Origin of the sequence: Leclercia sp. Marseille-Q4284, from assembly GCF_916618945.1 — a bacterium.
Classification (GTDB): domain Bacteria; phylum Pseudomonadota; class Gammaproteobacteria; order Enterobacterales; family Enterobacteriaceae; genus Enterobacter; species Enterobacter tamurae.
This window is the reverse complement of the sequence record NZ_CAKAKG010000002.1, coordinates 56,817-78,326: the sequence shown is the minus strand read 5'-3', so window position 1 is coordinate 78,326 and position 21,510 is coordinate 56,817. Positions and strand designations below refer to the sequence as shown.

22 protein-coding genes are annotated in these 21,510 nt (G+C 57.1%); 8 read left to right on the top strand and 14 right to left on the bottom strand.

Annotation, left to right across the window (positions count from 1 at the left end; genetic code table 11):
- Window positions 1–82: 82 nt before the first annotated feature.
- The gene (gene yacL / locus LG383_RS15160) at window positions 83–445 is read left to right on the top strand and encodes a protein YacL (protein WP_106994266.1); all 363 of its coding nucleotides are present in this window, start codon (window positions 83–85) and stop codon (window positions 443–445) included.
- A gap of 30 nt (window positions 446–475) precedes the next feature.
- On the opposite strand, the gene speD is transcribed toward yacL, so the two are convergent.
- The 3 genes from speD to LG383_RS15145 all read right to left on the bottom strand — a co-directional run bounded on the left by speD (window position 476) and on the right by LG383_RS15145 (window position 2,591).
- On the bottom strand, window positions 476–1,270 hold the full coding sequence (gene speD, locus LG383_RS15155; protein WP_106994329.1) for an adenosylmethionine decarboxylase: 795 nt from the start codon (window positions 1,268–1,270) through the stop codon (window positions 476–478).
- 5 nt (window positions 1,271–1,275) lie between these two features.
- The gene (gene speE, locus LG383_RS15150) at window positions 1,276–2,133 is read right to left on the bottom strand and encodes a polyamine aminopropyltransferase (protein WP_166181613.1); all 858 of its coding nucleotides are present in this window, start codon (window positions 2,131–2,133) and stop codon (window positions 1,276–1,278) included.
- A gap of 110 nt (window positions 2,134–2,243) precedes the next feature.
- Complete coding sequence (locus tag LG383_RS15145; RefSeq protein ID WP_103178301.1) at window positions 2,244–2,591, bottom strand: YacC family pilotin-like protein; 348 nt, start codon at window positions 2,589–2,591, stop codon at window positions 2,244–2,246.
- Between the two features lie 145 nt (window positions 2,592–2,736).
- Between LG383_RS15145 and cueO the strand changes: the two genes are divergently transcribed.
- The gene (gene cueO / locus LG383_RS15140) at window positions 2,737–4,293 is read left to right on the top strand and encodes a multicopper oxidase CueO (RefSeq protein ID WP_225759565.1); all 1,557 of its coding nucleotides are present in this window, start codon (window positions 2,737–2,739) and stop codon (window positions 4,291–4,293) included.
- A gap of 73 nt (window positions 4,294–4,366) precedes the next feature.
- Here the strand turns inward: cueO and LG383_RS15135 are convergent, their stop codons facing one another.
- On the bottom strand, window positions 4,367–6,754 hold the full coding sequence (locus tag LG383_RS15135; protein WP_225759564.1) for a glucose/quinate/shikimate family membrane-bound PQQ-dependent dehydrogenase: 2,388 nt from the start codon (window positions 6,752–6,754) through the stop codon (window positions 4,367–4,369).
- A gap of 205 nt (window positions 6,755–6,959) precedes the next feature.
- On the opposite strand from LG383_RS15135, the gene hpt reads away from it, so the two are divergent.
- Window positions 6,960–7,496, top strand: coding sequence for a hypoxanthine phosphoribosyltransferase (gene hpt, locus LG383_RS15130; protein ID WP_106994270.1), 537 nt, complete (start codon window positions 6,960–6,962; stop codon window positions 7,494–7,496).
- Window positions 7,497–7,593: 97 nt separating this feature from the next.
- On the opposite strand, the gene can is transcribed toward hpt, so the two are convergent.
- The gene (can, locus tag LG383_RS15125) at window positions 7,594–8,256 is read right to left on the bottom strand and encodes a carbonate dehydratase (protein ID WP_106994271.1); all 663 of its coding nucleotides are present in this window, start codon (window positions 8,254–8,256) and stop codon (window positions 7,594–7,596) included.
- Window positions 8,257–8,363: 107 nt separating this feature from the next.
- Between can and LG383_RS15120 the strand changes: the two genes are divergently transcribed.
- The 4 genes from LG383_RS15120 to LG383_RS15105 all read left to right on the top strand — a co-directional run bounded on the left by LG383_RS15120 (window position 8,364) and on the right by LG383_RS15105 (window position 11,913).
- On the top strand, window positions 8,364–9,290 hold the full coding sequence (locus LG383_RS15120; protein WP_106994272.1) for an ABC transporter ATP-binding protein: 927 nt from the start codon (window positions 8,364–8,366) through the stop codon (window positions 9,288–9,290).
- Entirely contained in the window at window positions 9,287–10,057 is a 771-nt protein-coding gene (locus LG383_RS15115; RefSeq protein ID WP_106994273.1) for an ABC transporter permease, read from the top strand. The genes LG383_RS15120 and LG383_RS15115 overlap by 4 nt, the downstream gene beginning before the upstream one ends.
- 105 nt (window positions 10,058–10,162) lie before the next feature.
- Window positions 10,163–10,603: a PTS sugar transporter subunit IIA gene (locus LG383_RS15110; RefSeq protein WP_106994274.1), complete on the top strand. Its 441-nt coding sequence runs from the start codon at window positions 10,163–10,165 to the stop codon at window positions 10,601–10,603.
- Between the two features lie 62 nt (window positions 10,604–10,665).
- A complete protein-coding gene (locus LG383_RS15105; RefSeq protein ID WP_225759563.1) occupies window positions 10,666–11,913 on the top strand; it encodes a polysaccharide deacetylase family protein in 1,248 nt (415 codons plus the stop codon).
- Window positions 11,914–11,916: 3 nt separating this feature from the next.
- Here LG383_RS15105 and panD read toward each other — a convergent pair whose 3' ends face one another.
- The 9 genes from panD to thpR all read right to left on the bottom strand — a co-directional run bounded on the left by panD (window position 11,917) and on the right by thpR (window position 18,928).
- Complete coding sequence (gene panD, locus LG383_RS15100) at window positions 11,917–12,297, bottom strand: aspartate 1-decarboxylase (RefSeq protein ID WP_106994276.1); 381 nt, start codon at window positions 12,295–12,297, stop codon at window positions 11,917–11,919.
- Window positions 12,298–12,380: 83 nt separating this feature from the next.
- On the bottom strand, window positions 12,381–13,235 hold the full coding sequence (gene panC / locus LG383_RS15095; protein ID WP_166181616.1) for a pantoate--beta-alanine ligase: 855 nt from the start codon (window positions 13,233–13,235) through the stop codon (window positions 12,381–12,383).
- A gap of 11 nt (window positions 13,236–13,246) precedes the next feature.
- The gene (gene panB, locus LG383_RS15090; protein ID WP_225759562.1) at window positions 13,247–14,038 is read right to left on the bottom strand and encodes a 3-methyl-2-oxobutanoate hydroxymethyltransferase; all 792 of its coding nucleotides are present in this window, start codon (window positions 14,036–14,038) and stop codon (window positions 13,247–13,249) included.
- Window positions 14,039–14,160: 122 nt separating this feature from the next.
- Complete coding sequence (gene folK, locus LG383_RS15085; RefSeq protein WP_166181617.1) at window positions 14,161–14,640, bottom strand: 2-amino-4-hydroxy-6-hydroxymethyldihydropteridine diphosphokinase; 480 nt, start codon at window positions 14,638–14,640, stop codon at window positions 14,161–14,163.
- Window positions 14,637–16,034, bottom strand: a complete 1,398-nt coding sequence (pcnB, locus tag LG383_RS15080) for a polynucleotide adenylyltransferase PcnB (protein ID WP_207630114.1) — start codon at window positions 16,032–16,034, stop codon at window positions 14,637–14,639. Before pcnB ends, folK begins: the two co-directional genes overlap by 4 nt.
- 53 nt (window positions 16,035–16,087) lie before the next feature.
- On the bottom strand, window positions 16,088–16,975 hold the full coding sequence (gluQRS, locus tag LG383_RS15075; RefSeq protein ID WP_106994330.1) for a tRNA glutamyl-Q(34) synthetase GluQRS: 888 nt from the start codon (window positions 16,973–16,975) through the stop codon (window positions 16,088–16,090).
- A 72-nt stretch (window positions 16,976–17,047) separates the two neighbouring features.
- Window positions 17,048–17,503: an RNA polymerase-binding protein DksA gene (gene dksA / locus LG383_RS15070; protein WP_012016093.1), complete on the bottom strand. Its 456-nt coding sequence runs from the start codon at window positions 17,501–17,503 to the stop codon at window positions 17,048–17,050.
- Between the two features lie 177 nt (window positions 17,504–17,680).
- Window positions 17,681–18,385, bottom strand: a complete 705-nt coding sequence (sfsA, locus tag LG383_RS15065; RefSeq protein WP_225759561.1) for a DNA/RNA nuclease SfsA — start codon at window positions 18,383–18,385, stop codon at window positions 17,681–17,683.
- 12 nt (window positions 18,386–18,397) lie between these two features.
- Complete coding sequence (thpR, locus tag LG383_RS15060; protein WP_106994282.1) at window positions 18,398–18,928, bottom strand: RNA 2',3'-cyclic phosphodiesterase; 531 nt, start codon at window positions 18,926–18,928, stop codon at window positions 18,398–18,400.
- Window positions 18,929–19,001: 73 nt separating this feature from the next.
- On the opposite strand from thpR, the gene hrpB reads away from it, so the two are divergent.
- On the top strand, window positions 19,002–21,431 hold the full coding sequence (gene hrpB, locus LG383_RS15055) for an ATP-dependent helicase HrpB (protein ID WP_225759560.1): 2,430 nt from the start codon (window positions 19,002–19,004) through the stop codon (window positions 21,429–21,431).
- The last annotated feature ends 79 nt before the right edge of the window (window positions 21,432–21,510 follow it).

Here is a 21,510-nt window from a genome sequence, read left to right as displayed (position 1 = left end):
TTTCATTCCTTCCACGCGTTCCGCTTTTTTTCTGCCTCGCTGCTGCGATAATTACTGCAAGGGCTTTGCAGAGGAAAATACTATGGATTACGAATTTCTGCGTGATATTACCGGCGTGGTGAAAGTGCGCATGTCGATGGGCCACGAAGTGGTCGGTCACTGGTTCAATGAGGAAGTGAAAGAGAACCTGAGCCTGCTCGATGAAGTGGAACAGGCTGCGCGCACGGTAAAAGGCAGTGAACGATCCTGGCAACGTACCGGGCATGAATACACGCTGTGGATGGACGGCGAAGAGGTCATGGTTCGCGCCAATCAGCTGGAGTTTTCCGGCGACGAGATGGAAGAGGGGATGAACTACTACGATGAAGAGAGCCTGTCGCTGTGCGGCGTAGAGGATTTTCTGCAGGTGGTGGCGGCCTACCGTGATTTCATGAAACAGAAGTAAGATCCGGAGCCTCCCTGCTCCGGACGCACCTTATACGGCCGTAATGTTGCGGCCGTAGTAAATTTCGCGCATCTCTTTCCACAGCAGGTCAGTAATAACCTTCCGCTCATCTTCGCTTAAATCTTCCGGCCGGGTATGGAACATGTAGTGCTTCAGGTCGAACTCCTTCAGCAGCATCTTGGTATGGAAGATATTTTCCTGATACACGTTCACATCCATCATGTCGTACAGCGCTTTCATGTCCTCAGACATAAAGCTCTGGATCGAGTTAATTTCATGATCGATAAAGTGTTTCATGCCATTGATATCACGGGTAAAGCCGCGCACGCGGTAATCAATGGTCACGATGTCGGACTCAAGCTGATGAATCAGGTAATTCAGCGCATTGAGAGGGGAGATCACCCCGCAGGTCGACACCTCAATATCGGCGCGGAAAGTACATAATCCGCCTTCCGGATGACTCTCCGGGTAGGTATGGACGCAGATATGGCTCTTATCAAGATGGGCCACCACCGCTTCCGGCAGCGGGCCGGGGTGCTCGGTAGGGTCGATAAGCGTCGGATCCACCGGCTCTTCGCTGACCAGAATGGTGACGCTGGCGCCCTGAGGTTCATAATCCTGACGGGCGATGTTCAGGATATTGGCCCCGATGATGGAACAGGTTTCTGACAGGATCTCGGTCAGTCGGTTGGCGTTATAGAGTTCATCGATATAGGCGATATAACCATCGCGCTCTTCCGCCGTTTTGACATAGCAGATATCGTAAATACAAAAACTCAGGCTTTTGGTCAGGTTGTTAAAGCCATGCAGTTTTAGCTTTTTCAATTCATTCACCCCCTCAGAGCATCCTGCAAATATTGTGGTAAGGCAAAGGCTGCGGTATGGACGGCCGGATTGTAATAACGGCAGGTCAGATTCGCGTGCTGGAAGCGCGCCTGAATGATGCCGGTAGAGAGATGACGCAGGGCTTCATTGTCCGTCGCCCAGGCAAAGGTCATTACGCCGCCGTAATAGGTCGGGATCGCCGCCTGGTAGAAGCTGACGTCGGTAAAGTAGTGGCTTAGCTTACGGTGGCTGTCGATGGCCTCATCCTGCTGCAGGAAGCAGACGCCGTTCTGAGCGACAAAGACCCCGCCAGGATTCAGGCAGCGTTTGCAGCCTTCATAGAACGCCGAGGTAAAGAGACTCTCGCCGGGCCCAATCGGATCGGTGCAATCGGAGATGATCACATCGAAAGTCTGCGTCGTCTGGTTAACAAAATTGACGCCGTCGTCGATCACCAACGTAAAGCGCGGATCGTCGTAACTTCCGGCATTGTGATTGGGCAGATACTGGCGGCAGAAAGAGACCACGCCAGCGTCGATCTCGACCATGGTGATGCTTTCAACATTTTTGTGGCGGGAGACTTCACGCAGCATGGCGCCGTCGCCGCCGCCGATGATCAGCACATGTTTCGCATTGCCGTGGGCCAGCAGCGGGACGTGGGTCATCATCTCGTGATAAATGAATTCATCACGCTCGGTGGTCTGCACCACGCCATCCAGCGCCATCACCCGGCCAAAGGCCGCGTTTTCGAAAATGATCAGATCCTGATGATCGGTTTTCTCATGATAGAGCACGTTATCAATGGCAAAGTACTGTCCAAACTGGTCATGCAGCGTTTCATGCCACATTTTCTTTTCGGCCATGGGATGATACCTCCTTTGTTAACACCCGGTTAAAACGGGCGAAACATCATAGCTAACAATGACCGTGGTTGCACGGTCATCAATTCAGCAATCGGGCATCGGGAGGGGAGTTACTTAACGTAGGCGAGCAGGCTCAGCGAGTCGCGAGCCAGGGCTTTACATTTTTTTGCCGTGGGAATGCCGATGCCGCTGAGATCGCGGTAGCTGTCTTCACCGAGGGTTTTCATATCGAAACTGTCGTAGTTGCTCAGATCCCACTGGTTCTGTTGAGCAAAGAAGACCAGCGCGCGACGAATCTGACCGTTAGGTAAATTCTGGTAGCCACAGTCGTTTTTCAGAAATACAAACACCGCCGTTAAATCCGCCATATCTTCGGCTTCATTTTCACTCAGCGCATAGCTGTTTGCGCAACTTATCATCAGGGTGCTGAACAGGATTGTTCGGAAAAACGTCTTCATTGCTTCTACCAATACGTCACGGAAATTCAACGTTAGCACACTTCCCGCCGGTGCGACGATCTTTATTATTGCTGCGCTTCTTGACCTTCCGGCAAGGGGAGGGTTTATGCTCATGACATCGAATGCTGCGAATAAGGAGATGAACATGCAACGCCGTGATTTTTTAAAATATTCTGCCGCACTGGGTGTCGCCAGTGCCTTACCGCTGTGGAGCCGCGCCGCTTTTGCAGCCGAGCGTCCCGTCCTGCCGATCCCCAATTTGCTCACACCCGACGCGCGTAATCAGGTGAAGCTGGTGGTGCAGGCGGGCAAAACCACCTTTGGACCGCACAACGCCACCACCTGGGGCTACAACGGCAATCTGCTGGGCCCGGCCATTCAGCTACGCAAGGGAAAAGCGCTGACCGTCAATATCCACAATACCCTTAATGAAGAGACCACCGTCCACTGGCACGGTCTGGAGGTACCGGGCGAGGTGGACGGTGGCCCGCACGGCATCATTAAACCCGGTGGCCAGCGGACAGTGACCTTTACTCCGGATCAGCGGGCGGCCACCTGCTGGTTCCATCCCCATCAGCACGGCAAAACCGGGCATCAGGTGGCGATGGGGCTCGCCGGGCTGGTACTGATTGAGGATGATGAAAGCCGCCTGCTGCGCCTGCCTAAGCAGTGGGGCATCGACGATGTGCCGGTGATCGTGCAGGACAAAAAATTCACCGCCGACGGACAGATTGATTACCAGCTGGATGTGATGAGCGCCGCGGTGGGCTGGTTTGGCGATACGCTGCTGACCAACGGCGCGATCTACCCGCAGCACAATGCCCCGAAAGGCTGGCTGCGCCTGCGCCTGCTCAACGGCTGTAACGCCCGCTCGCTTAACTTTGCCGCCAGCGATAAGCGCCCGCTGTACGTAGTTGCCAGCGACGGCGGTCTGCTGGCCGAGCCGGTGAAAGTGACCGAGCTGCCGATGCTGATGGGCGAGCGTTTTGAGGTGCTGGTGGATATCAGCGACGGCAAGCCATTTGATCTGGTGACCCTGCCGGTCAGCCAGATGGGGATGGCGGTGGCACCGTTTGATAAGCCGCAGCCGGTTTTGCGCATTCAGCCGCTGCTGGTGACCGCATCGGGCACATTGCCAGAGACGCTGACCACCCTGCCGGCGCTGCCATCACTGGAGGGGCTGACCCAGCGCAAACTGCAGCTGTCGATGGATCCGATGCTCGACATGATGGGTATGCAGGCCTTAATGAAAAAGTACGGCCATCAGGCCATGGCGGGCATGGATCATGGCCAGATGGGTCATGGCCAGATGGATCACGGCAAGATGGGCGGGATGGATCACAGCATGCATGGGTTTGATTTCCGTAACGGCAATCGCATCAACGGTAAAGCTTTCGATATGCACACGCCGCAGTTCGCCGCCGCGAAAGGGCAGTATGAGCGCTGGACGATCTCAGGTGAGGGGGACATGATGCTGCACCCGTTCCATATCCACGGCACGCAGTTCCGCATCCTGACGGAAAACGGTAAAGCGCCAGCCGTGCATCGCGCGGGCTGGAAAGATACGGTTCGCGTTGAGGGTGGGGTGAGTGAGGTGTTAGTGAAGTTCGATCACGACGCGCCGAAAGAGTATGCCTATATGGCGCACTGCCATCTGTTAGAGCATGAAGATACGGGGATGATGCTCGGTTTCACGGTATAAAAAAGCCGGGTGGCGGCTACGCCTTACCCGGCCTACAGTTCTAAAAACGGCAACTTTCGTTGCCGTTTTGCTTTTATTTCTCGTCAGGCAACGCGTAGGCAACAATATAGTCGCCCATCTTCGTGCCAAACGAACCGTGACCGCCCGCGGAGATCACCACAAACTGCTTACCATTGACCTCATAGGTCATTGGCGTGGCTTGCCCACCGGCTGGCAGACGACCCTGCCACAGTTTCTCACCGTTGCTCATGTTATATGCGCGCAGGTAGTTATCGGCAGTCGCACCAATGAACAGCACGTTACCGGCGGTGGAGATCGGGCCACCCAGCATCGGCATACCCATATTGAACGGCACCGGGATCGGCATCGGGAACGGCATGCTGTCCTGTGGCGTACCAATACGTTTTTTCCATACCACCTGATTGGTTTTCAGATCCAGAGCGGAAATGTAACCCCAGGCAGGCTGTTTACACGGCAGACCAAACGGAGAGAGGAACGGGTTCAGGGTCACGCCATACGGCACGCCGTACTGTGGCTGAATACCCGATTCAGTACCGGTACCCTGAGCGTCTTTCGGCTGCTCCATTGGGTTGCCCGGGCCGCGTGGGATCAGCTTAGAAACGAACGGCAGGGCCATCGGGTTAGCAATCGCCACCTGACGGTTCGGATCCACGGAGATACCGCCCCATTCGAACATCCCCAGGTTACCCGGAAACACCAGCGTGCCCTGCTCGGACGGCGGGGTGAAGATGCCTTCATAGCGCAGCTGATGGAACATCACGCGGCACACCAGCTGGTCAAACATAGTGGCGCCCCACATGTCTGCCCCGCTGAGGTCTTTCTTCGGACGGAAGCTCAGATCGGAGAACGGCTGGGTTTTGGTGACGTAGTCGCCTTTTGCTGCGCCCTGCGGAACCGGTTTTTCCGGTGCCGGCACGACCAGCTGACCGTTACGACGATCCAGCACAAAGATATTACCGGTTTTCGCCGGAGCGTAGATCACCGGTACGGTCTGGCCGTTAACGGTGATGTCAGCCAGCGTCGGCTGGGACGGCATATCCATATCCCACAGATCGTGGTGAACGGTCTGATAGCTCCACGCCAGTTTCCCGGTGGTCGCATTCAGTGCCACCACGGAGCTGGCATAACGCTCCTGTTCCGGCGTGCGGTTGCCGCCCCAGATGTCTGGCGTGGTCACGCCCATCGGCAGGTAGACCAGGTCCAGCTTCGCGTCATAGGCGGCAGGCGCCCAGGAGTTCGGGGAGTTGAAGGTGAAGGTGTGCTCATCCGACGGGATAGCGTTTGGATCTTTCGCACCCGGGTCAAAGGCCCACAGCAGCTTACCGGTGTTAACGTCAAAACCACGGATCACACCGGAGGTTTCGCGGGTGGAGAAGTTATCTGTTACTGAACCGGCAATCACGATGGTCTTATCGGTGATGATCGGCGGTGAGGTCGGCTCATACAGACCCGGGGTTTGATCCGGCATGTTGGTCTGCAGATTCAGCACGCCTTTGTTGGCAAAGGTTTCGCACAGCTTGCCGGTTTCCGCGTTGAGAGCAATCAGACGACCGTCGTTCACCGGCAGCATGATGCGGCGCGGACAGTCGGCAACCACTTCCGGGCTGGCATTATCAGCACGGGCTTCGTGGTAAGAGACACCGCGGCAGGTTACGTGCTGGAACTGGTTATTGGTTTTCAGCTGCGGATCGAAGTGCCATTTCTCTTTACCGGTGGCTGCATCCAGCGCGAACAGACGCTGGTGCGCCGTACACAGGTAGAGCATGTTGCCCACTTTAATCGGCGTCACTTCGTTAGTCAGCTCGCCCGGATCGTTCGGCATCTTGAGATCGCCGGTACGGAATACCCAGGCTTCTTTCAGGTTTTTCACGTTGTCCGCGTTGATCTGCTTCAGCGGGGAGTAACGTTGACCTTCCTGGTTACGACCGTAGGCAGGCCAGTCGCCATCTGCCACGTCGGAGATCGCCGCCGCCGGGGTGGAATCGGCATTCAGCGTGCCTTTGATTTCCTGCGGATCGTTAAAACCAGCCCAGGTCAGGATCCCGCCGCTGATCAGCAGCGCCACGACCAGCGCGGTAACCGCCCCGCCGGAGCGCACGATCAGACGACGCCAGACGAAAGGCAGGATCAGCCAGATACCGAAGAAGACCAGAATATCGCTGCGTGGGGTCAGCGCCCAGAAGTCGAAGCCGACCTCCCAGACGCCCCAGATCATCGTAGCGAGCAGCAGGGCGGCATAAAGCCACAGTGCCGATTGTTTACTGCGCCATAACAACAGGGTGACGCCTAACATCACTACGCCAGCAATCGGGTAGTACCAGGAGCCGCCAATCGCCACCAGCCAGACTCCCCCTATTAACAGGTAGAGCCCGCACAGGGCTGCGAACAGCGCTGTAAGCCTCACGAGTAACCGTGAGTGTTGAACCTTTGTTTCCGCCATAAAAAGTACTCTTTAAGTTTGTTAATTTTTTGATAGCAATTAATTATAGAACTTAACAAGTGTGATCGGAATCACAAATCTGGCTTTTATGAACGGATGCGCCAGGAGGATCCATTTGCTGGTATACTTCAGGGCTTATGTAGCGATGCCGGACGCGAATCCATCGGCATTGAGAAATTCGTTCTAAAAACATACGGTTAGTAAAATGAAACATACTGTTGAAGTGATGATCCCGGAAGCGGAGATCAAAGCGCGTATCGCCGAACTCGGTCGTCAGATCACCGAAGCCTATAAAGACAGCGGCAGCGAGATGGTGCTGGTGGGTCTGTTACGCGGTTCCTTCATGTTTATGGCCGATCTCTGCCGCGAAGTGCAGGTCTCCCATGAAGTCGATTTTATGACCGCCTCCAGCTATGGCAGCGGTATGTCGACCACTCGTGATGTGAAAATCCTTAAAGACCTGGATGAAGACATTCGCGGCAAAGATGTTCTGATTGTTGAAGACATCATCGACTCCGGCAACACCCTGTCGAAGGTGCGCGAAATTCTCAGCCTGCGTGGACCTAAATCGCTGGCGATTTGTACCCTGCTGGACAAACCGACCCGCCGTGAAGTTCAGGTTCCCGTGGAGTATGTTGGCTTCTCGATTCCGGACGAATTCGTGGTGGGCTACGGCATTGACTACGCTCAGCGTTATCGCCATCTGCCGTATGTTGGCAAAGTGGTGCTGCTGGACGAGTAAGGTGGGTATTGCCCGGTGGCGCTACGCTTACCGGGCCTACGGACCGCGCTTTTGTAGGCCGGGTAAGGCGACGCCGCCACCCGGCTTTTTTGCGGGCTTACTTATGATTATCGTGCTTCTGGGTCAGGTTTGAGACGCCGCGACGGTAGCGCTGCTCAAGGGTTTCCCGGTTGGTGGCAGTGACTTCCAGATCGCGCAGCAGGCCATCGTGGATGCCGTACGCCCAGCCGTGGATCGTCACTTTCTGCCCGCGCTTCCACGCAGACCGCATAATAGTGGAGTGGCCGAGGTTATAGACCTGCTCCATCACGTTCAGTTCACACAGGGTATCCAGACGACGCTCCTGCGGCATTTGCCCCAGCAGTGAGCTATGTTTGAACCAGATATCACGAATGTGCAGCAGCCAGTTGTCGATCAGACCCAGTTCGGTGTTCTCGACCGCCGCCTGTACACCGCCGCAGCCGTAGTGACCGCAAATAATGATGTGTTCGACTTCCAGCACGTCAATGGCGTATTGCACCACGGACAGGCAGTTCAGGTCGGTGTGGATCACCAGGTTTGCGACGTTACGGTGAACAAAGAGTTCGCCCGGTTCGAGGCCAGTCAGACGTTCAGCGGGAACGCGGCTGTCGGAGCATCCAATCCAGAGAAAGCGTGGTTTCTGCGCCTGAGACAGTTTCTCAAAAAATCCGGAATCTTCCTCCAGCAGCATCTTTGACCATAGTGCGTTATTGCTGATGAGTGTATCTATGTCATTCATGGAGATAAACGGCCTGTAACCGGGTTAATGCGTTGCGCTAATATAGGGCAACTCCATTTTTTTTAAAACAACACTTCGCGTGTCAGCACTATAGGTAACTCTATTTCATGACCATTGCACTGGAGCTCGAGCAGCTTAAAAAAACCTATCCGGGTGGTGTCCAGGCACTGCGCGGCATAGATCTTAAAGTCGAAGCCGGTGATTTTTATGCGCTTCTGGGGCCCAACGGGGCAGGTAAATCCACCACCATCGGCATTATCAGCTCGCTGGTGAATAAGTCCTCTGGCCATGTAAAGGTCTTCGGCTACGACCTGGAAAAGGACGTGGTGAACGCCAAGCGCCAGCTGGGGCTGGTGCCGCAGGAGTTCAACTTCAATCCGTTTGAGACCGTTCAGCAGATTGTGGTTAACCAGGCGGGCTATTACGGCGTGGAGCGCAAAGAGGCGGTTGAGCGCAGCGAAAAGTACCTCAAACAGCTCGATTTATGGGAAAAACGAAACGAACGTGCGCGGATGTTGTCCGGCGGCATGAAGCGTCGTCTGATGATTGCCCGGGCGTTAATGCATGAGCCAAAACTGCTGATTCTGGATGAACCGACTGCCGGGGTGGATATCGAACTTCGCCGCTCGATGTGGGGCTTTTTGAAGGATTTAAACGATAAAGGCACCACCATCATTCTCACCACCCACTATCTGGAAGAGGCGGAGATGCTGTGCCGTAACATCGGCATCATTCAGCATGGCGAGCTGGTGGAAAACACCTCGATGAAGAGCCTGCTCTCCAAGCTGAAATCAGAAACCTTTATTCTCGATCTGGCGGCGAAAAGCGCCCTGCCGAAGCTGGAAGGCTATCAGTACCGTCTGGTGGATACCTCCACCCTGGAAGTGGAAGTCCTGCGCGAGCAGGGGATTAACAGCGTCTTCAGCCAGCTGAGCCAGCAGGGGATTCAGGTATTAAGTATGCGTAACAAAGCAAACCGACTGGAAGAGCTGTTCGTCTCGCTGGTCCATGAAAAACAAGGAGATCGCGCATGATGCAGCTTTACTGGGTGGCGCTGAAAAGTATCTGGGCCAAAGAGATCAACCGCTTTATGCGCATCTGGATCCAGACCCTGGTGCCGCCGGTGATCACCATGACCCTCTACTTTATTATCTTCGGCAACCTGATTGGCTCGCGGATCGGTGAGATGCACGGCTTCACCTATATGCAGTTTATCGTGCCCGGCCTGATCATGATGGCGGTGATCACCAACGCCTATGCCAACGTGGCGTCATCGTTCTTCAGCGCCAAGTTCCAGCGCAACATTGAAGAGCTGTTGGTGGCCCCGGTGCCTACCCACGTTATCATCGCTGGCTACGTCGGCGGCGGGGTGGCGCGCGGCCTGTGCGTCGGCGTCCTGGTGACGGCGATTTCCCTGTTCTTTGTGCCGTTCCAGGTGCACTCCTGGCTGTTTGTCGGCCTGACGCTGCTGCTGACGGCGGTGCTGTTCTCACTGGCCGGTCTGCTGAATGCGGTATTCGCCAAGACCTTTGACGATATCAGCCTGATCCCGACCTTCGTCCTGACGCCGCTGACCTACCTCGGCGGGGTTTTCTACTCCCTGACGCTGCTGCCGCCGTTCTGGCAGGGGCTGTCACACCTGAACCCGATCGTCTATATGATCAGCGGTTTCCGCTTTGGCTTCCTCGGTATTTCCGATGTACCGCTGGTAACCACCGTCGGCGTGCTGGTGATCTTTATCGTGGCCTTCTATCTGCTGTGCTGGAACCTGATCCAGCGCGGACGCGGACTGCGCAGCTGATCCTCAGGCCCGGCGGCGTTCTGTTGCCGGGCCGGTTTATTGACCATCATCACCCCCATATTCTCCCGACCCCGCTAGACTACCCCTTTCTGATGAGAGGTGACGATGCTGGGTTGGGTAATCACGTGCCATGACGAACATGCGCAGGAGATGGCGGATAAGCTCGCCGTCCGGTTTGGGCCGCTGGTGCAGTGCCAGGTGGTCAATTTCTGGCGCGGATTAAGCGTCAATATGCTCAGCCGTATGCTGTGCGATGCCCAGCATCAGGTCGACAGCGGTGACGGGGTGATCTTCCTGACCGATATCTCTGGCGCCGCCCCCTATCGCGCAGCGGCGCTACTCAGCCACAAGCACGACAATTGCGAAGTGATCTCCGGGATCGGTTATCCCTTGCTGGAGATGATGTATCCCCTGCGGGAGATGACCGACAGCACCGGCTTTCGCGACACCATCGTGGCCCGCGGTGCACCGGAGGTCAGCAGCCTGTGGCATCAGCAGCAGAAAAACCCACCCTTTGTTCTGCTCCATAGCGTGGAGAAATATTAGGCATTGGTATTACTGGCGCTTTTGTTACAATGCCGTCAGTTTTTCGTACTGAATAAAACCCTATGTTCTCGCGTATCTTTTTCCTGCTTCTGCTGCTGGTCTCCGGCGGCGTCTCTGCCAGTCTGCTCAGCCAGCAAGGGCTTCCGCCCCGCTATATGCAAACCACCGAAGATGCCGCTATCTGGGCGCAGGTGGGCAACAAGGTCGTCACCGTAGGCAACCTGCGTGCCGGGCAAATCATTGCGGTGGTGCCCACCGCGGCGGATTACTATGAGTTCCGCTTTGGCTTTGGTACCGGCTTTATCGACAAAGGCCATCTCGGCAAGGTGCAGGGTAAACAGCGGGTGGAGGACAGCCTGGGGGATCTGAACAAACCGCTCAGCAATCAGAACCTGATCACCTGGAAGGACACGCCGGTCTACAACGCCCCCAATGCCGGCAGCGCGCCGTTTGGCACTCTGGCCAACAATCTGCGTTATCCGATCCTCAGCAAGCTGAAGGACCGGCTTAATCAGACCTGGTATCAGATCCGCATCGCCAACCGCCTCGCCTGGGTCAGCAGCCTGGACGCGCAGGAGGATAACGGCCTGCCGGTGCTGACTTATCACCATATCCTGCGCGACGAAGAGAACACCCGTTTTCGCCATACCTCAACCACCACCAGCGTGCGCGCCTTCAATAACCAGATGGCCTGGTTGCGCGACCAGGGTTACACCACTCTGACGATGTACCAGCTGGAAGGCTACGTGCGTAACAAAATGAACCTGCCGGCCCGCGCGGTGGTGATCACCTTTGACGATGGCCTGAAATCGGTCAGCCGCTACGCCTGGCCGATCCTGAAGCAGTACGGCTTTCACGCCACGGCATTTATTATCTCGTCGCGGATCAAAGCCCATCCGCTGAAATGGGACCCGAAATCGCTGCAGTTTATGAGCATTTCCGAGCTGCGTGAGATCCAGGACGTGTTTGACGTGCAGTCACACACCCATTTCCTGCACCGGGTGGATAACAACCGTCATCCGATTCTGCTGAGCCGCAGTTACCAGAACATCGTGATGGACTTTAAGCACTCCCATCGCGCGCTGGCGCAGTTTAACCCGCATGTGCTCTACCTTTCGTACCCGTTCGGCGGCTATAGCGATAACGCGGTAAAAGCGGCTAACGACGCTGGTTTTCATCTGGCGGTGACGACGGTGAAAGGGAAGGTGAAACCGGGGGATAATCCATTCCTGCTGAAGCGCTTATATGTGCTCAGAACGGATTCGTTAGAGACGATGTCGCGGCTGATCAGTAATCAGCCGCAAGGATAAAAATCAGGCGACCTGAACCGGAATCGCTTTCGCGGTACGTTTCATGTCGTTATCCCCTTCAAAGTAGGCCACTTTTGGCTGCCAGCGGCGCGCTTCTTCATCGGACATCATGACAAAGCTGGCGATGATGACGATATCATCCACGTTGGCGCAGTGCGCTGCCGCACCGTTGACGGAGATAATTTTAGAACCCCGTTCAGCCGCGATAGCGTAGGTTGAGAAACGGTTACCGTTACTCACGTTCCAGATATCAATGGCTTCGTTTTCAAGAATACCCGCTGCGTCGAGAAAATCCTGGTCGATCGCGCAGGAGCCTTCATAATGCAGATCGGCCTGCGTGACCTTCACACGGTGAAGCTTACCTTGCAGCATTTTGCGAATCATGACGTTACCTTAACTCTTTGTCGTATCCCCCTCCGAAGAAGGGGCTGAGGAAACTAATCCGTTAGCATGGATATGCTCAGTGCTTACTGAGCCAGTTCAACTACTGTGTTATCAATCAGACGCGCCTGGCCGAGCCATGCGGCCACCAGGATCACCGCCCGTTTGCTGTCAGACGAGAGCGCCAGCAGGGTGTCGGCATCGCGGATCTGCACATCGTCAGCGCGTAAGCCGCCGTCGTTCAGCGCCTGTTCTGCCAGGGCCACAATCTCTTCGCTGCTCAGCTCTTTATTCTTCAGCTGGGCGGCCATGTTGCTCATCACCTTGTACAGAGCCGGGGCGATTTTACGCTGGTCAGCGGTGAGATAGCCGTTGCGCGAACTCAGCGCCAGACCATCTTTGGCGCGCACGATCGGCACGCCAACGATCTCGATGTCGTAGCCCATGTCGGCCACCATCTTGCGGATCAGCGCCAGCTGCTGGAAATCTTTCTCACCGAAGCAGGCGATATCCGGCTGCACCAGGTTAAACAGCTTGCTGACGATGGTGGAGACGCCGCGGAAGTGACCCGGACGGCTGGCCCCTTCCAGCATGGTGGAGATGCCAGGCACGTCAACAAAGGTGGTCTCTTCCGTGCCTTTCGGATAGACATCATTCGGGGCCGGGGAGAAGACGAAATCCACCTTATGCTTTTTCAGCTTCTCGCAATCTTCCTGCAGCGTGCGCGGGTAGCGCGCCAGGTCGTCGGCACGATCAAACTGCATCGGGTTAACGAAGATACTCACCACCACCACATCGGCGCGGGCTTTGGCTTCGTCCACCAGCTTCATGTGGCCGTCATGCAGGTTGCCCATGGTGGGCACCAGGGCGATACGTTTGCCTTCCTGGCGCAAACGACGAATGTGCTGGCGCAGCAGCGGCAGGGTTTCAATGATTAGCACAACGAGACTCCTTAATGGAAACTGTGTTCTTCACCCGGGTAAACACCCGATTCAACGTCGGCAATATACTGCCTGACCGCGCCGCGCATGTCGCCTGCGTCGCTAAGGAAATTCTTCGCAAATTTCGGGATATGCCCGCCGGTGATGCCAAACGCGTCGTGCATCACCAGGATCTGGCCGTCGGTGACGTTACCGGCACCAATGCCGATCACCGGAATAGTGAGCGCGTCGGTGATGCGTTTCGCCAGCGCGACCGGCACGCACTCCAGCACCAGCAGCTGGGCGCCCGCGGCTTCGATGGCCAGCGCATCGTCAAACAGCGTCTGGGCGGCGTCACCGCGGCCCTGCACCTTGTAGCCGCCAAAGATATTGACCGACTGTGGGGTTAACCCCAGATGGCCGCAGACCGGCACTGCGCGCTCGGTGAGCATGCGCACGGTCTCAACCAGCCAGGCGCCGCCTTCCACTTTGACCATATTGGCCCCGGCGCGCATCACCGTGGCGGCATTCTCAAACGCCTGCTCCGGGGTGGCATACGCCATAAACGGTAAATCGGCGAGCAGCAGGCAGGCGGGAGCCCCGCGACGCACCGCCCGGGTATGGTAAGCAATATCCTCTACCGTCACCGGCAGCGTGGAGTCATGTCCCTGGACCGTCATCCCTAACGAGTCGCCAACCAGCATGACGTTAATGCCCTCTTCGGCAAAGAGTTTGGCGAAGCTGTAGTCATAGGCCGTAATCGTGGCGAAGCGCTGCTTGTCCTGTTTGCATTTCTGCAAGGTGGCGATGGTGGTTGGTTTCATACTGTTTCCTGATAGCCCAAAGCGAATCTTTGCGCATTCTAACAGTAACATTCGAGGGAACAATGATTTTAGATGTTCGATAAACCATAAAAGATTTAGGGTTTATTAACAGAAAAGTGGCGTTACCAGCGTGCGGGTTTTTCAGCGTTCAGATGGGCAAGAAGATCGCTCAACGTTTCGCCATCGGGGAAGATGAGGTCAGGGGCAATTTCGAACAGCGGCCAGAGCATAAAACCGCGGCGCTTCATGTCGTAATGCGGCACCGTCAGGCGCTCGGTGTTAATCACCGCATCACCAAACAGCATGATGTCCAGGTCGAGGGTGCGCGGTCCCCAGCGTTCTTCTTTACGCACGCGACCCTGCTGCAGCTCGATGCGCTGGGTATTGTCCAGCAGCGATTCGGCGCTGAGCGCGGTCTTCAGCGCAATGGCGGCGTTCAGGTAGTCGGGCTGATCCTGCGGGCCCAGCGGGGGAGTGCGGTAAAACGAGGAGAGGGCAACAACGCGGGATTGCGGGATGTCGCCTAACGCCTGAACGGCAGCATTGACCTGCTCCAGGGGAGAGGCCAGATTGCTGCCGATGGCGATATACGCCAGCGTCATGCCGCGCCTTCGCGACGCGGCGCGCGCTTGCGTGGACGACGATGACGACGACGCGGAGCCGGATCTTCATCCAGATCGCCCAGCATGTCTTTCTGTGCCGGTGGTGCTGACACCTGGAACTCACCCCACCACTGCACCAGAAGCTGCAGCTCGCGGTTGTTTTCCGCTTCGGCACGCAGGGCCATCAGATCGTAAGCTGCACGGAATTTTGGATGCTCCATTAACTTCCACGCGCGTTTACCCTGACGACGGGACATCCGCAGCTGAAGCTGCCAGATATCACGCACCAGCGTGGTAATGCGTTTCGGGATCGCCAGCGAGCGGCAGGCTTCATCAAGCACGTCGTTGGCGGCCAGGGCGAAAGCGTCGTAATAGGCCAGACCGCTTTCCTGGGCAATCTTCTGCGCGGTTTCCAGCAGCGGATACCAGAACATCGCCGCAAACAGGAATGCCGGGTTAACGCGCATATCGTTCTGAATGCGGTTATCGGTATTCTTCAGCACCTGGTCGATGATGCGTTCCATTGCGCTGTCACCTTTTTCGGTGAAATTACGCGTGATGGTCGGGAACAGGGGCTGGAACAGGCTGTATTCGCGCAGCAGCTGATAGGTAGCAAAACCGTGACCTGCCTGCAGCAGCTTCAGCGCCTCTTCAAACAGACGCGCCGGTGGCACATCGTTGATAAGTGTGGCCAGGCGCGGGATCGGCTCGGCGGTCTCAGGGCTGATCTGCATATCCAGCTTGGCGGCGAAACGCACGGCGCGCAGCATACGCACCGGATCTTCACGGTAGCGCGTTTCCGGGTTGCCGATCAGGCGGATCAGACCCGCTTTCAGATCCGGCACGCCACCGACGAAATCGCGGACGGTAAAGTCAGCCACGCTGTAATAGAGGCTGTTGATAGTGAAATCGCGGCGCTGAGCATCTTCTTCGATAGAACCAAAGATGTTGTCACGCAGCAGCATGCCGTTCTGACCCTGCTGAGAGGTCGTCCGGTCTGATGGGGTACCTTCGTGATGACCACGGAAGGTGGCGACTTCGATGATTTCTGGGCCAAACATGACGTGAGCAAGACGGAAGCGACGACCGACCAGGCGGCAGTTGCGGAATAATTTACGCACCTGCTCAGGCGTGGCGCTGGTGGTCACGTCAAAATCTTTTGGCTTTTTGCCCAGCAGTAAGTCACGCACCCCGCCACCAACAAGATAGGCCTCATAGCCAGCTTTATTCAGGCGATAAAGGACCTTCAGGGCGTTTTCACTGATATCTTTGCGGGAAATAGCATGCTGCTCGCGCGGAATAACCGACATCGTATTTTGAACAATGACGTCATCCGCCATGCTCTCATCGCGGCTCAGCACCTTACGGCAAAAATTAGCGACTCGGGTAAAAATAGTACACCTCGGTAGTGTGTGTTTCAGAATTCAGGACAAAAAATAGCGGCTAATCATAGCTCAGCGAGACGCATTTGAGAATGCTGGATTTTCGGCACGCGGTTTAGCGACCACTGGGCCACCGCTTTTTCCAGTAATTCTTCGGTTCGCAGATCCTGCCACTCATGTGTTACATCCTGGTTGAGAAATTGTAAAGCATTGATAAGAACTGGGCGAGGATCGCCTGTCGGTAATGCCGGGGCATGATTCTGTTTCGAGAGTTTCATCCCTTTTTCATTCACCACCAGCGGCAAATGGATATAGTCCGGCACCGGCCAGCCAAACAGCTGGTAGAGCGAAATCTGCCGCACGGTGGGTTCGATCAGATCGGCCCCGCGGACAATCTCGTTTACTCCCTGGAAATGGTCATCCACCACCACCGCCAGATTGTAAGCAAACAGCCCGTCCCGGCGATGGATAATAAAATCCTCATCCGCCAGCCGTGGATCGGCGTGGAGCAGGCCTTGCAACTGGTCGGTAAAGCAGGTCACCGGATGCTGTTGCACTACGCGCACCGCCGCGTTTTCCGGGCCATGATGCAGCGTGCGGCAATGGCCGTCATAGACGCCGCCGACGCTCTGAATGCGCGCGCGGGTGCAGGTGCAGTAGTAGGAGAGTCCCTGGGCGTGCAGCCAGGCCAGGCGCTCGCGATAGGCGTCGTGACGCTGAGATTGCCACAGCACCTCGCCGTCCCAGTGCAGGCCGTAATGTTCCAGCTGACGCAGAATGGTCTCTGCTGCACCGGGAACTTCACGCGGGGGGTCAATATCTTCGATACGTACACGCCAGATACCCTGGCGGGCACGGGCTTGCAGATAGCTGCCAAGCGCGGCAATGAGCGAGCCGAAATGCAGTTCGCCAGAGGGGGATGGCGCGAAGCGCCCAATATAGTCAGCAGGCATAATCACACAGCGCAGAAAGTAATCAGGCGGGAGAAGACTCCCGCCTGTGATAGCGTTATGACAGGGTCGGAATTAACCGGCCATCTGTTTTTCGCGGATTTCTGCCAGCGTTTTGCAGTCGATGCACAGGTCGGCTGTTGGACGGGCTTCCAGACGACGAATGCCGATTTCGACACCGCAGGACTCGCAGAAGCCGAAATCTTCGTCTTCGACTTTTTTCAGCGTCTTTTCAATCTTCTTAATCAGTTTGCGTTCGCGGTCACGGTTACGCAGTTCAAGGCTGAACTCTTCTTCCTGGGCGGCACGGTCTACCGGGTCCGGGAAGTTAGCGGCTTCGTCCTGCATATGAGTAACGGTGCGATCGACTTCATCCCTGAGTTGATTACGCCATGCTTCAAGAATTCGCTTGAAGTGCGACAGCTGGGCTTCGTTCATATACTCTTCGCCCGGCTTCTCTTGATACGGCTCCACCCCAGCGATGGCGAGAATACTCAGGGACGATGTTTTACGGTTTTGCCCTTCTTGCATGTTGCTTCTCCTTAACACGCACTATCGATCCCCGTGTTGGGGGAAAAATCAGGCCGCTATAAATAACAGATGCTTTTCCGTAAGGCAATTATCTAAACGTAACACTTGACAAGCCTGTGAAGAAAAGCGTATTTGCGCACACGACCAGAACACTTAATAAACAACACTCAACCCCTTTTATAACGTGACGGGAAGAGCGGATCTCAGAGTCATATTATCGGCAGAAAGTTCCGCTTTATAAGCCAAAACCTCGACCCCCTGCTTCTGTGCCTCATTCAACAGTTGCGCGTACTTAAGGTCAATATGGCGGGCGGGTGAAAATCGTCCAATTGCGCTGTGCAACACCGCAAATAACAGCACGGCGCGCTTGCCTGCCGCCGCCACACTTATCAACTCCCGGAGATGCTTCTGCCCTCGCAGCGTGACCGCATCCGGAAAGTAGCCATTATCCCTTTCAGCTAACGTGACTGATTTCACTTCAATATAGCACTCAGGGCGATCCTCTGCCTGCAACATAAAGTCGATTCTGCTGTTTTCAGCACCATATTTCACTTCACTTTTTAAGGTGTTGTAACCGCACAGTTCAGGAATTAAATCCAGAGTAATCGCCTCTTTGACCAGCTGGTTCGCCCGTAGCGTATTGACGCAAATATAGTCTCCGGCGGCAGTCTGGGTTATTTCCCAGGTGTGGGGATATTTGCGTTTGATATTGGAAGAGGTGGAGTACCAGACGGTATCGCCGGGCGTGGCGCAGCCGGTCATCGCCCCGGTGTTCGGGCAGTGCAGGGTCAGCGTTTCGCCTTCCGGTGTCACCACGTCGGCGAGAAAACGCTTGTAGCGCTGCACCAGCGTGGCGGGTTTCAGGGCAGGGGTAAACAGCATGCAGATTCCTTGTTATTCGGTAAGCGTCCAGCGCTGGAGCGGCGTATAGCGGGTGCGCCCTCCGGCAAAAAGGCTCTCGTAGAGGACAAATTCTGTCACCGGAAACGTCCACCGAAAACCCGGCGGCGGAATGGCCACCGCGTGGCTGGCGTCGCGCAGCAGGGTGATATGCGGGTGAAACGGCTGCGGGCTCTGGTAACAGCCGCTGCGCGCTGCCTGGGCTCGCAGCATATTCGCCAGCTGCAACACTCCCCGGGGCGGCTGGCGGGTACCCAGCCAGACGACGCGGGAGCGCAGCCACTGCCCGGCATCGTCCAGGGTCAGGGTAAACCCCGGCTGGCGAATGCGTCCGGCCATCGCCGCCAGCGCCTGACGTTTCTCGTCGCTGACATCCCCTAAAAACGCCAGCGTCAGGTGCAGGTTGGCCCCGGCCACCGGGCGGCCCGCTTCCGGGGCAAAGTGGTCGGCGCGCCAGCGCACGATCTGCCGCTGGATCGGGGCAGGCATTTCAATGGCAAAAAACAGCCTTTTCGACTCAGACATACGGGGCACTCGGTAATGAATTGTGGCGATGCTACAATGTACGCCGTCTAAAGTTAACCCTCTGGAGCCATTCGTGTCCCTGTTGCCGGTCGCCGCTGTCCTTCCTGAACTTCTCCTCGCGTTACACCACGCCCCCCAGGTTCTGCTTACTGCGCCCACCGGTGCGGGGAAATCGACGTGGCTGCCGCTGCAGATTCTGGCTCAGGGGGAAATTAACGGCAAAATTATTCTGCTCGAACCGCGGCGGATCGCCGCCCGCAACGTGGCGCAGCGTCTTGCCGATCTGCTGGGGGAAAAACCGGGAGAGACAGTGGGCTACCGGATGCGGGCTGAAACCTGCGTGGGGGCGAATACCCGGCTGGAGGTGGTCACCGAGGGGATCCTCACCCGGATGCTGCAGCAGGATCCCGAGCTGACCGGCGTAGGGCTGGTGATCCTCGATGAGTTCCACGAGCGCAGCCTGCAGGCGGATCTGGCTCTGGCGCTGCTGCTGGATGTCCAGCAGGGGCTACGGGACGATCTTAAGCTGCTGATCATGTCCGCGACCCTGGACAACGACCGGCTTCAGCGCCTGCTCCCTGAGGCACCGACGATCGTTTCTGAGGGGCGTACCTTCCCGGTTGAGCGGCGCTATCAGTCGCTCTCCAACCAGCAGCGTTTCGACGAAGCGGTAGCGGTGGCGACTGCCGAACTGCTGCGCCAGGAGCCCGGCTCGCTGCTGCTGTTTTTGCCGGGGGTGATCGAGATCCAGCGCGTACAGGAGCAACTCGCCCGCCGGGTGGCTGACGACGTGGTGCTCTGTCCGCTGTATGGCGCGCTGTCCCTGACCGAGCAGCGTAAGGCGATCCTGCCTGCGCCGGTCGGACAGCGCAAAGTGGTGCTGGCGACCAACATCGCCGAAACCAGTCTGACCATCGAAGGCATCCGGCTGGTGGTGGATTCGACCCAGGAGCGGGTGGCGAATTTCGATCCGCGCACCGGTCTGACCCGCCTGCTGACCCAGCGCGTTAGCCAGGCCTCGATGACCCAGCGCGCCGGGCGTGCCGGGCGACTAGAGCCGGGCATCTGCCTGCACCTGACACCGTTTGAACAGGCCGAGCGCGCCGCCGCCCAGGGCACGCCGGAAATGTTGCAAAGCGATCTCAGCGGCCTGCTGATGGAACTCCTGCAATGGGGTTGCCGGGATCCTTCCCAACTGAACTGGCTGGATCTGCCCCCAGCGACTAACCTTGCTGCGGCCCGCCGCCTGTTAACCCAGCTTGGGGCGCTGGCAGGGGAGCAGCTCAGCACGTTTGGCCAGAAGATGGCGAGGCTCGGCAACGACCCGCGGCTGGCGGCGATGCTGGCCAGCGCCAGAGGTGAAGACGAAATTGCGACGGCGGCAAAACTGGCGGCTATCCTTGAACAGCCCCCGCGAGGCGGCAGTAGCGATCTGGCCCAGGCCTTCTCCCGCAATCAGCCGGAGTGGCAGCAGCGCGCCCGGCAGTTAAGTTCGCGCCTCAACAGCCGCGGCGGAGCGCCGGACAGCGATTGCGTTCCTGCGCTGCTGGCAAAGGCGTTTCCTGACAGGATCGCCCGCCGCCGCGGGCTCGACGGTCGCTATCAGCTGGCGAACGGCATGGGGGCGATGCTGCAGAGCGATGACGCTATGACCCGTCACGAGTGGTTGATTGCCCCGTTGTTATTGCAGGGCAGCCAGTCACCGGATGCCCGCATTTTGTTGGGCCTGGCCGTGGATATCGATGCCCTGATTGCCACCTCGCCGGGGCTGGTGGCGCAGTCTGACACCGTCGAGTGGGATGATACCCAGGGCACGCTGAAGGCCTTTCGCCGTGCGCAGATTGGCCGCCTGACGGTCAACGTCAAACCGCTGGCGAAGCCGTCGGAAGAGGAGCTGCATCAGGCGATGCTTAACGGCATCCGCGATAAAGGGCTCAGCGTCCTGAACTGGACCCCGGAGGCGGAGCAGTACCGGATCCGCCTCCACTGCGCGGCGCAGTGGCTGCCGGAGTTTGCCTGGCCGGCGGTGGATGACGCCTCGCTGCTGGCGTCCCTTGAGACGTGGCTGCTGCCGCAAATGCAGGGCGTACATTCGCTTCGCGCCCTGAAATCACTGGATGTTAAGGCGGCGTTACAGAACTTAACCGACTGGTCGTTACGTCAACGTCTGGATACTGAGCTTCCGGGGCATTACACTGTGCCGACCGGCAGCCGGATAGCCATTCGTTATCATCAAGATAATCCTCCGGCGCTGGCGGTACGGATGCAGGAGATGTTTGGCGAGGCGACCACCCCAGCCATTGCCCAGGGGCGTGTGCCGCTGGTGCTGGAGCTGTTATCCCCGGCTCAGCGCCCGCTGCAGATCACCCGCGATCTGGGTGCTTTCTGGGCCGGAAGCTACCGCGAGGTACAAAAAGAGATGAAAGGACGCTACCCCAAGCACGTCTGGCCGGACGATCCGGCGAATACGGCGCCCACCCGGCGGACTAAAAAGTATTCGTGATGGTCATTGTAGGCCGGGTAAGCGTAGCGCCACCCGGCAATGGGGACCGAGCGGCCTGATGCCCTCACCCCGACCCTCT

What these genes read in the sequence shown, in the direction of transcription:
- yacL (WP_106994266.1), top strand. Translation starts at nt 83, where the DNA reads ATGGATTACGAATTTCTGCGTGATATTACCGGCGTGGTGAAAGTGCGC.
- speE (WP_166181613.1), bottom strand. Translation starts at nt 2,133, where the DNA reads ATGGCCGAAAAGAAAATGTGGCATGAAACGCTGCATGACCAGTTTGGA.
- LG383_RS15145 (WP_103178301.1), bottom strand. Translation starts at nt 2,591, where the DNA reads ATGAAGACGTTTTTCCGAACAATCCTGTTCAGCACCCTGATGATAAGT.
- cueO (WP_225759565.1), top strand. Translation starts at nt 2,737, where the DNA reads ATGCAACGCCGTGATTTTTTAAAATATTCTGCCGCACTGGGTGTCGCC.
- LG383_RS15135 (WP_225759564.1), bottom strand. Translation starts at nt 6,754, where the DNA reads ATGGCGGAAACAAAGGTTCAACACTCACGGTTACTCGTGAGGCTTACA.
- hpt (WP_106994270.1), top strand. Translation starts at nt 6,960, where the DNA reads ATGAAACATACTGTTGAAGTGATGATCCCGGAAGCGGAGATCAAAGCG.
- can (WP_106994271.1), bottom strand. Translation starts at nt 8,256, where the DNA reads ATGAATGACATAGATACACTCATCAGCAATAACGCACTATGGTCAAAG.
- LG383_RS15120 (WP_106994272.1), top strand. Translation starts at nt 8,364, where the DNA reads ATGACCATTGCACTGGAGCTCGAGCAGCTTAAAAAAACCTATCCGGGT.
- LG383_RS15115 (WP_106994273.1), top strand. Translation starts at nt 9,287, where the DNA reads ATGATGCAGCTTTACTGGGTGGCGCTGAAAAGTATCTGGGCCAAAGAG.
- LG383_RS15110 (WP_106994274.1), top strand. Translation starts at nt 10,163, where the DNA reads ATGCTGGGTTGGGTAATCACGTGCCATGACGAACATGCGCAGGAGATG.
- LG383_RS15105 (WP_225759563.1), top strand. Translation starts at nt 10,666, where the DNA reads ATGTTCTCGCGTATCTTTTTCCTGCTTCTGCTGCTGGTCTCCGGCGGC.
- panD (WP_106994276.1), bottom strand. Translation starts at nt 12,297, where the DNA reads ATGATTCGCAAAATGCTGCAAGGTAAGCTTCACCGTGTGAAGGTCACG.
- panB (WP_225759562.1), bottom strand. Translation starts at nt 14,038, where the DNA reads ATGAAACCAACCACCATCGCCACCTTGCAGAAATGCAAACAGGACAAG.
- folK (WP_166181617.1), bottom strand. Translation starts at nt 14,640, where the DNA reads ATGACGCTGGCGTATATCGCCATCGGCAGCAATCTGGCCTCTCCCCTG.
- gluQRS (WP_106994330.1), bottom strand. Translation starts at nt 16,975, where the DNA reads ATGCCTGCTGACTATATTGGGCGCTTCGCGCCATCCCCCTCTGGCGAA.
- dksA (WP_012016093.1), bottom strand. Translation starts at nt 17,503, where the DNA reads ATGCAAGAAGGGCAAAACCGTAAAACATCGTCCCTGAGTATTCTCGCC.
- sfsA (WP_225759561.1), bottom strand. Translation starts at nt 18,385, where the DNA reads ATGCTGTTTACCCCTGCCCTGAAACCCGCCACGCTGGTGCAGCGCTAC.
- thpR (WP_106994282.1), bottom strand. Translation starts at nt 18,928, where the DNA reads ATGTCTGAGTCGAAAAGGCTGTTTTTTGCCATTGAAATGCCTGCCCCG.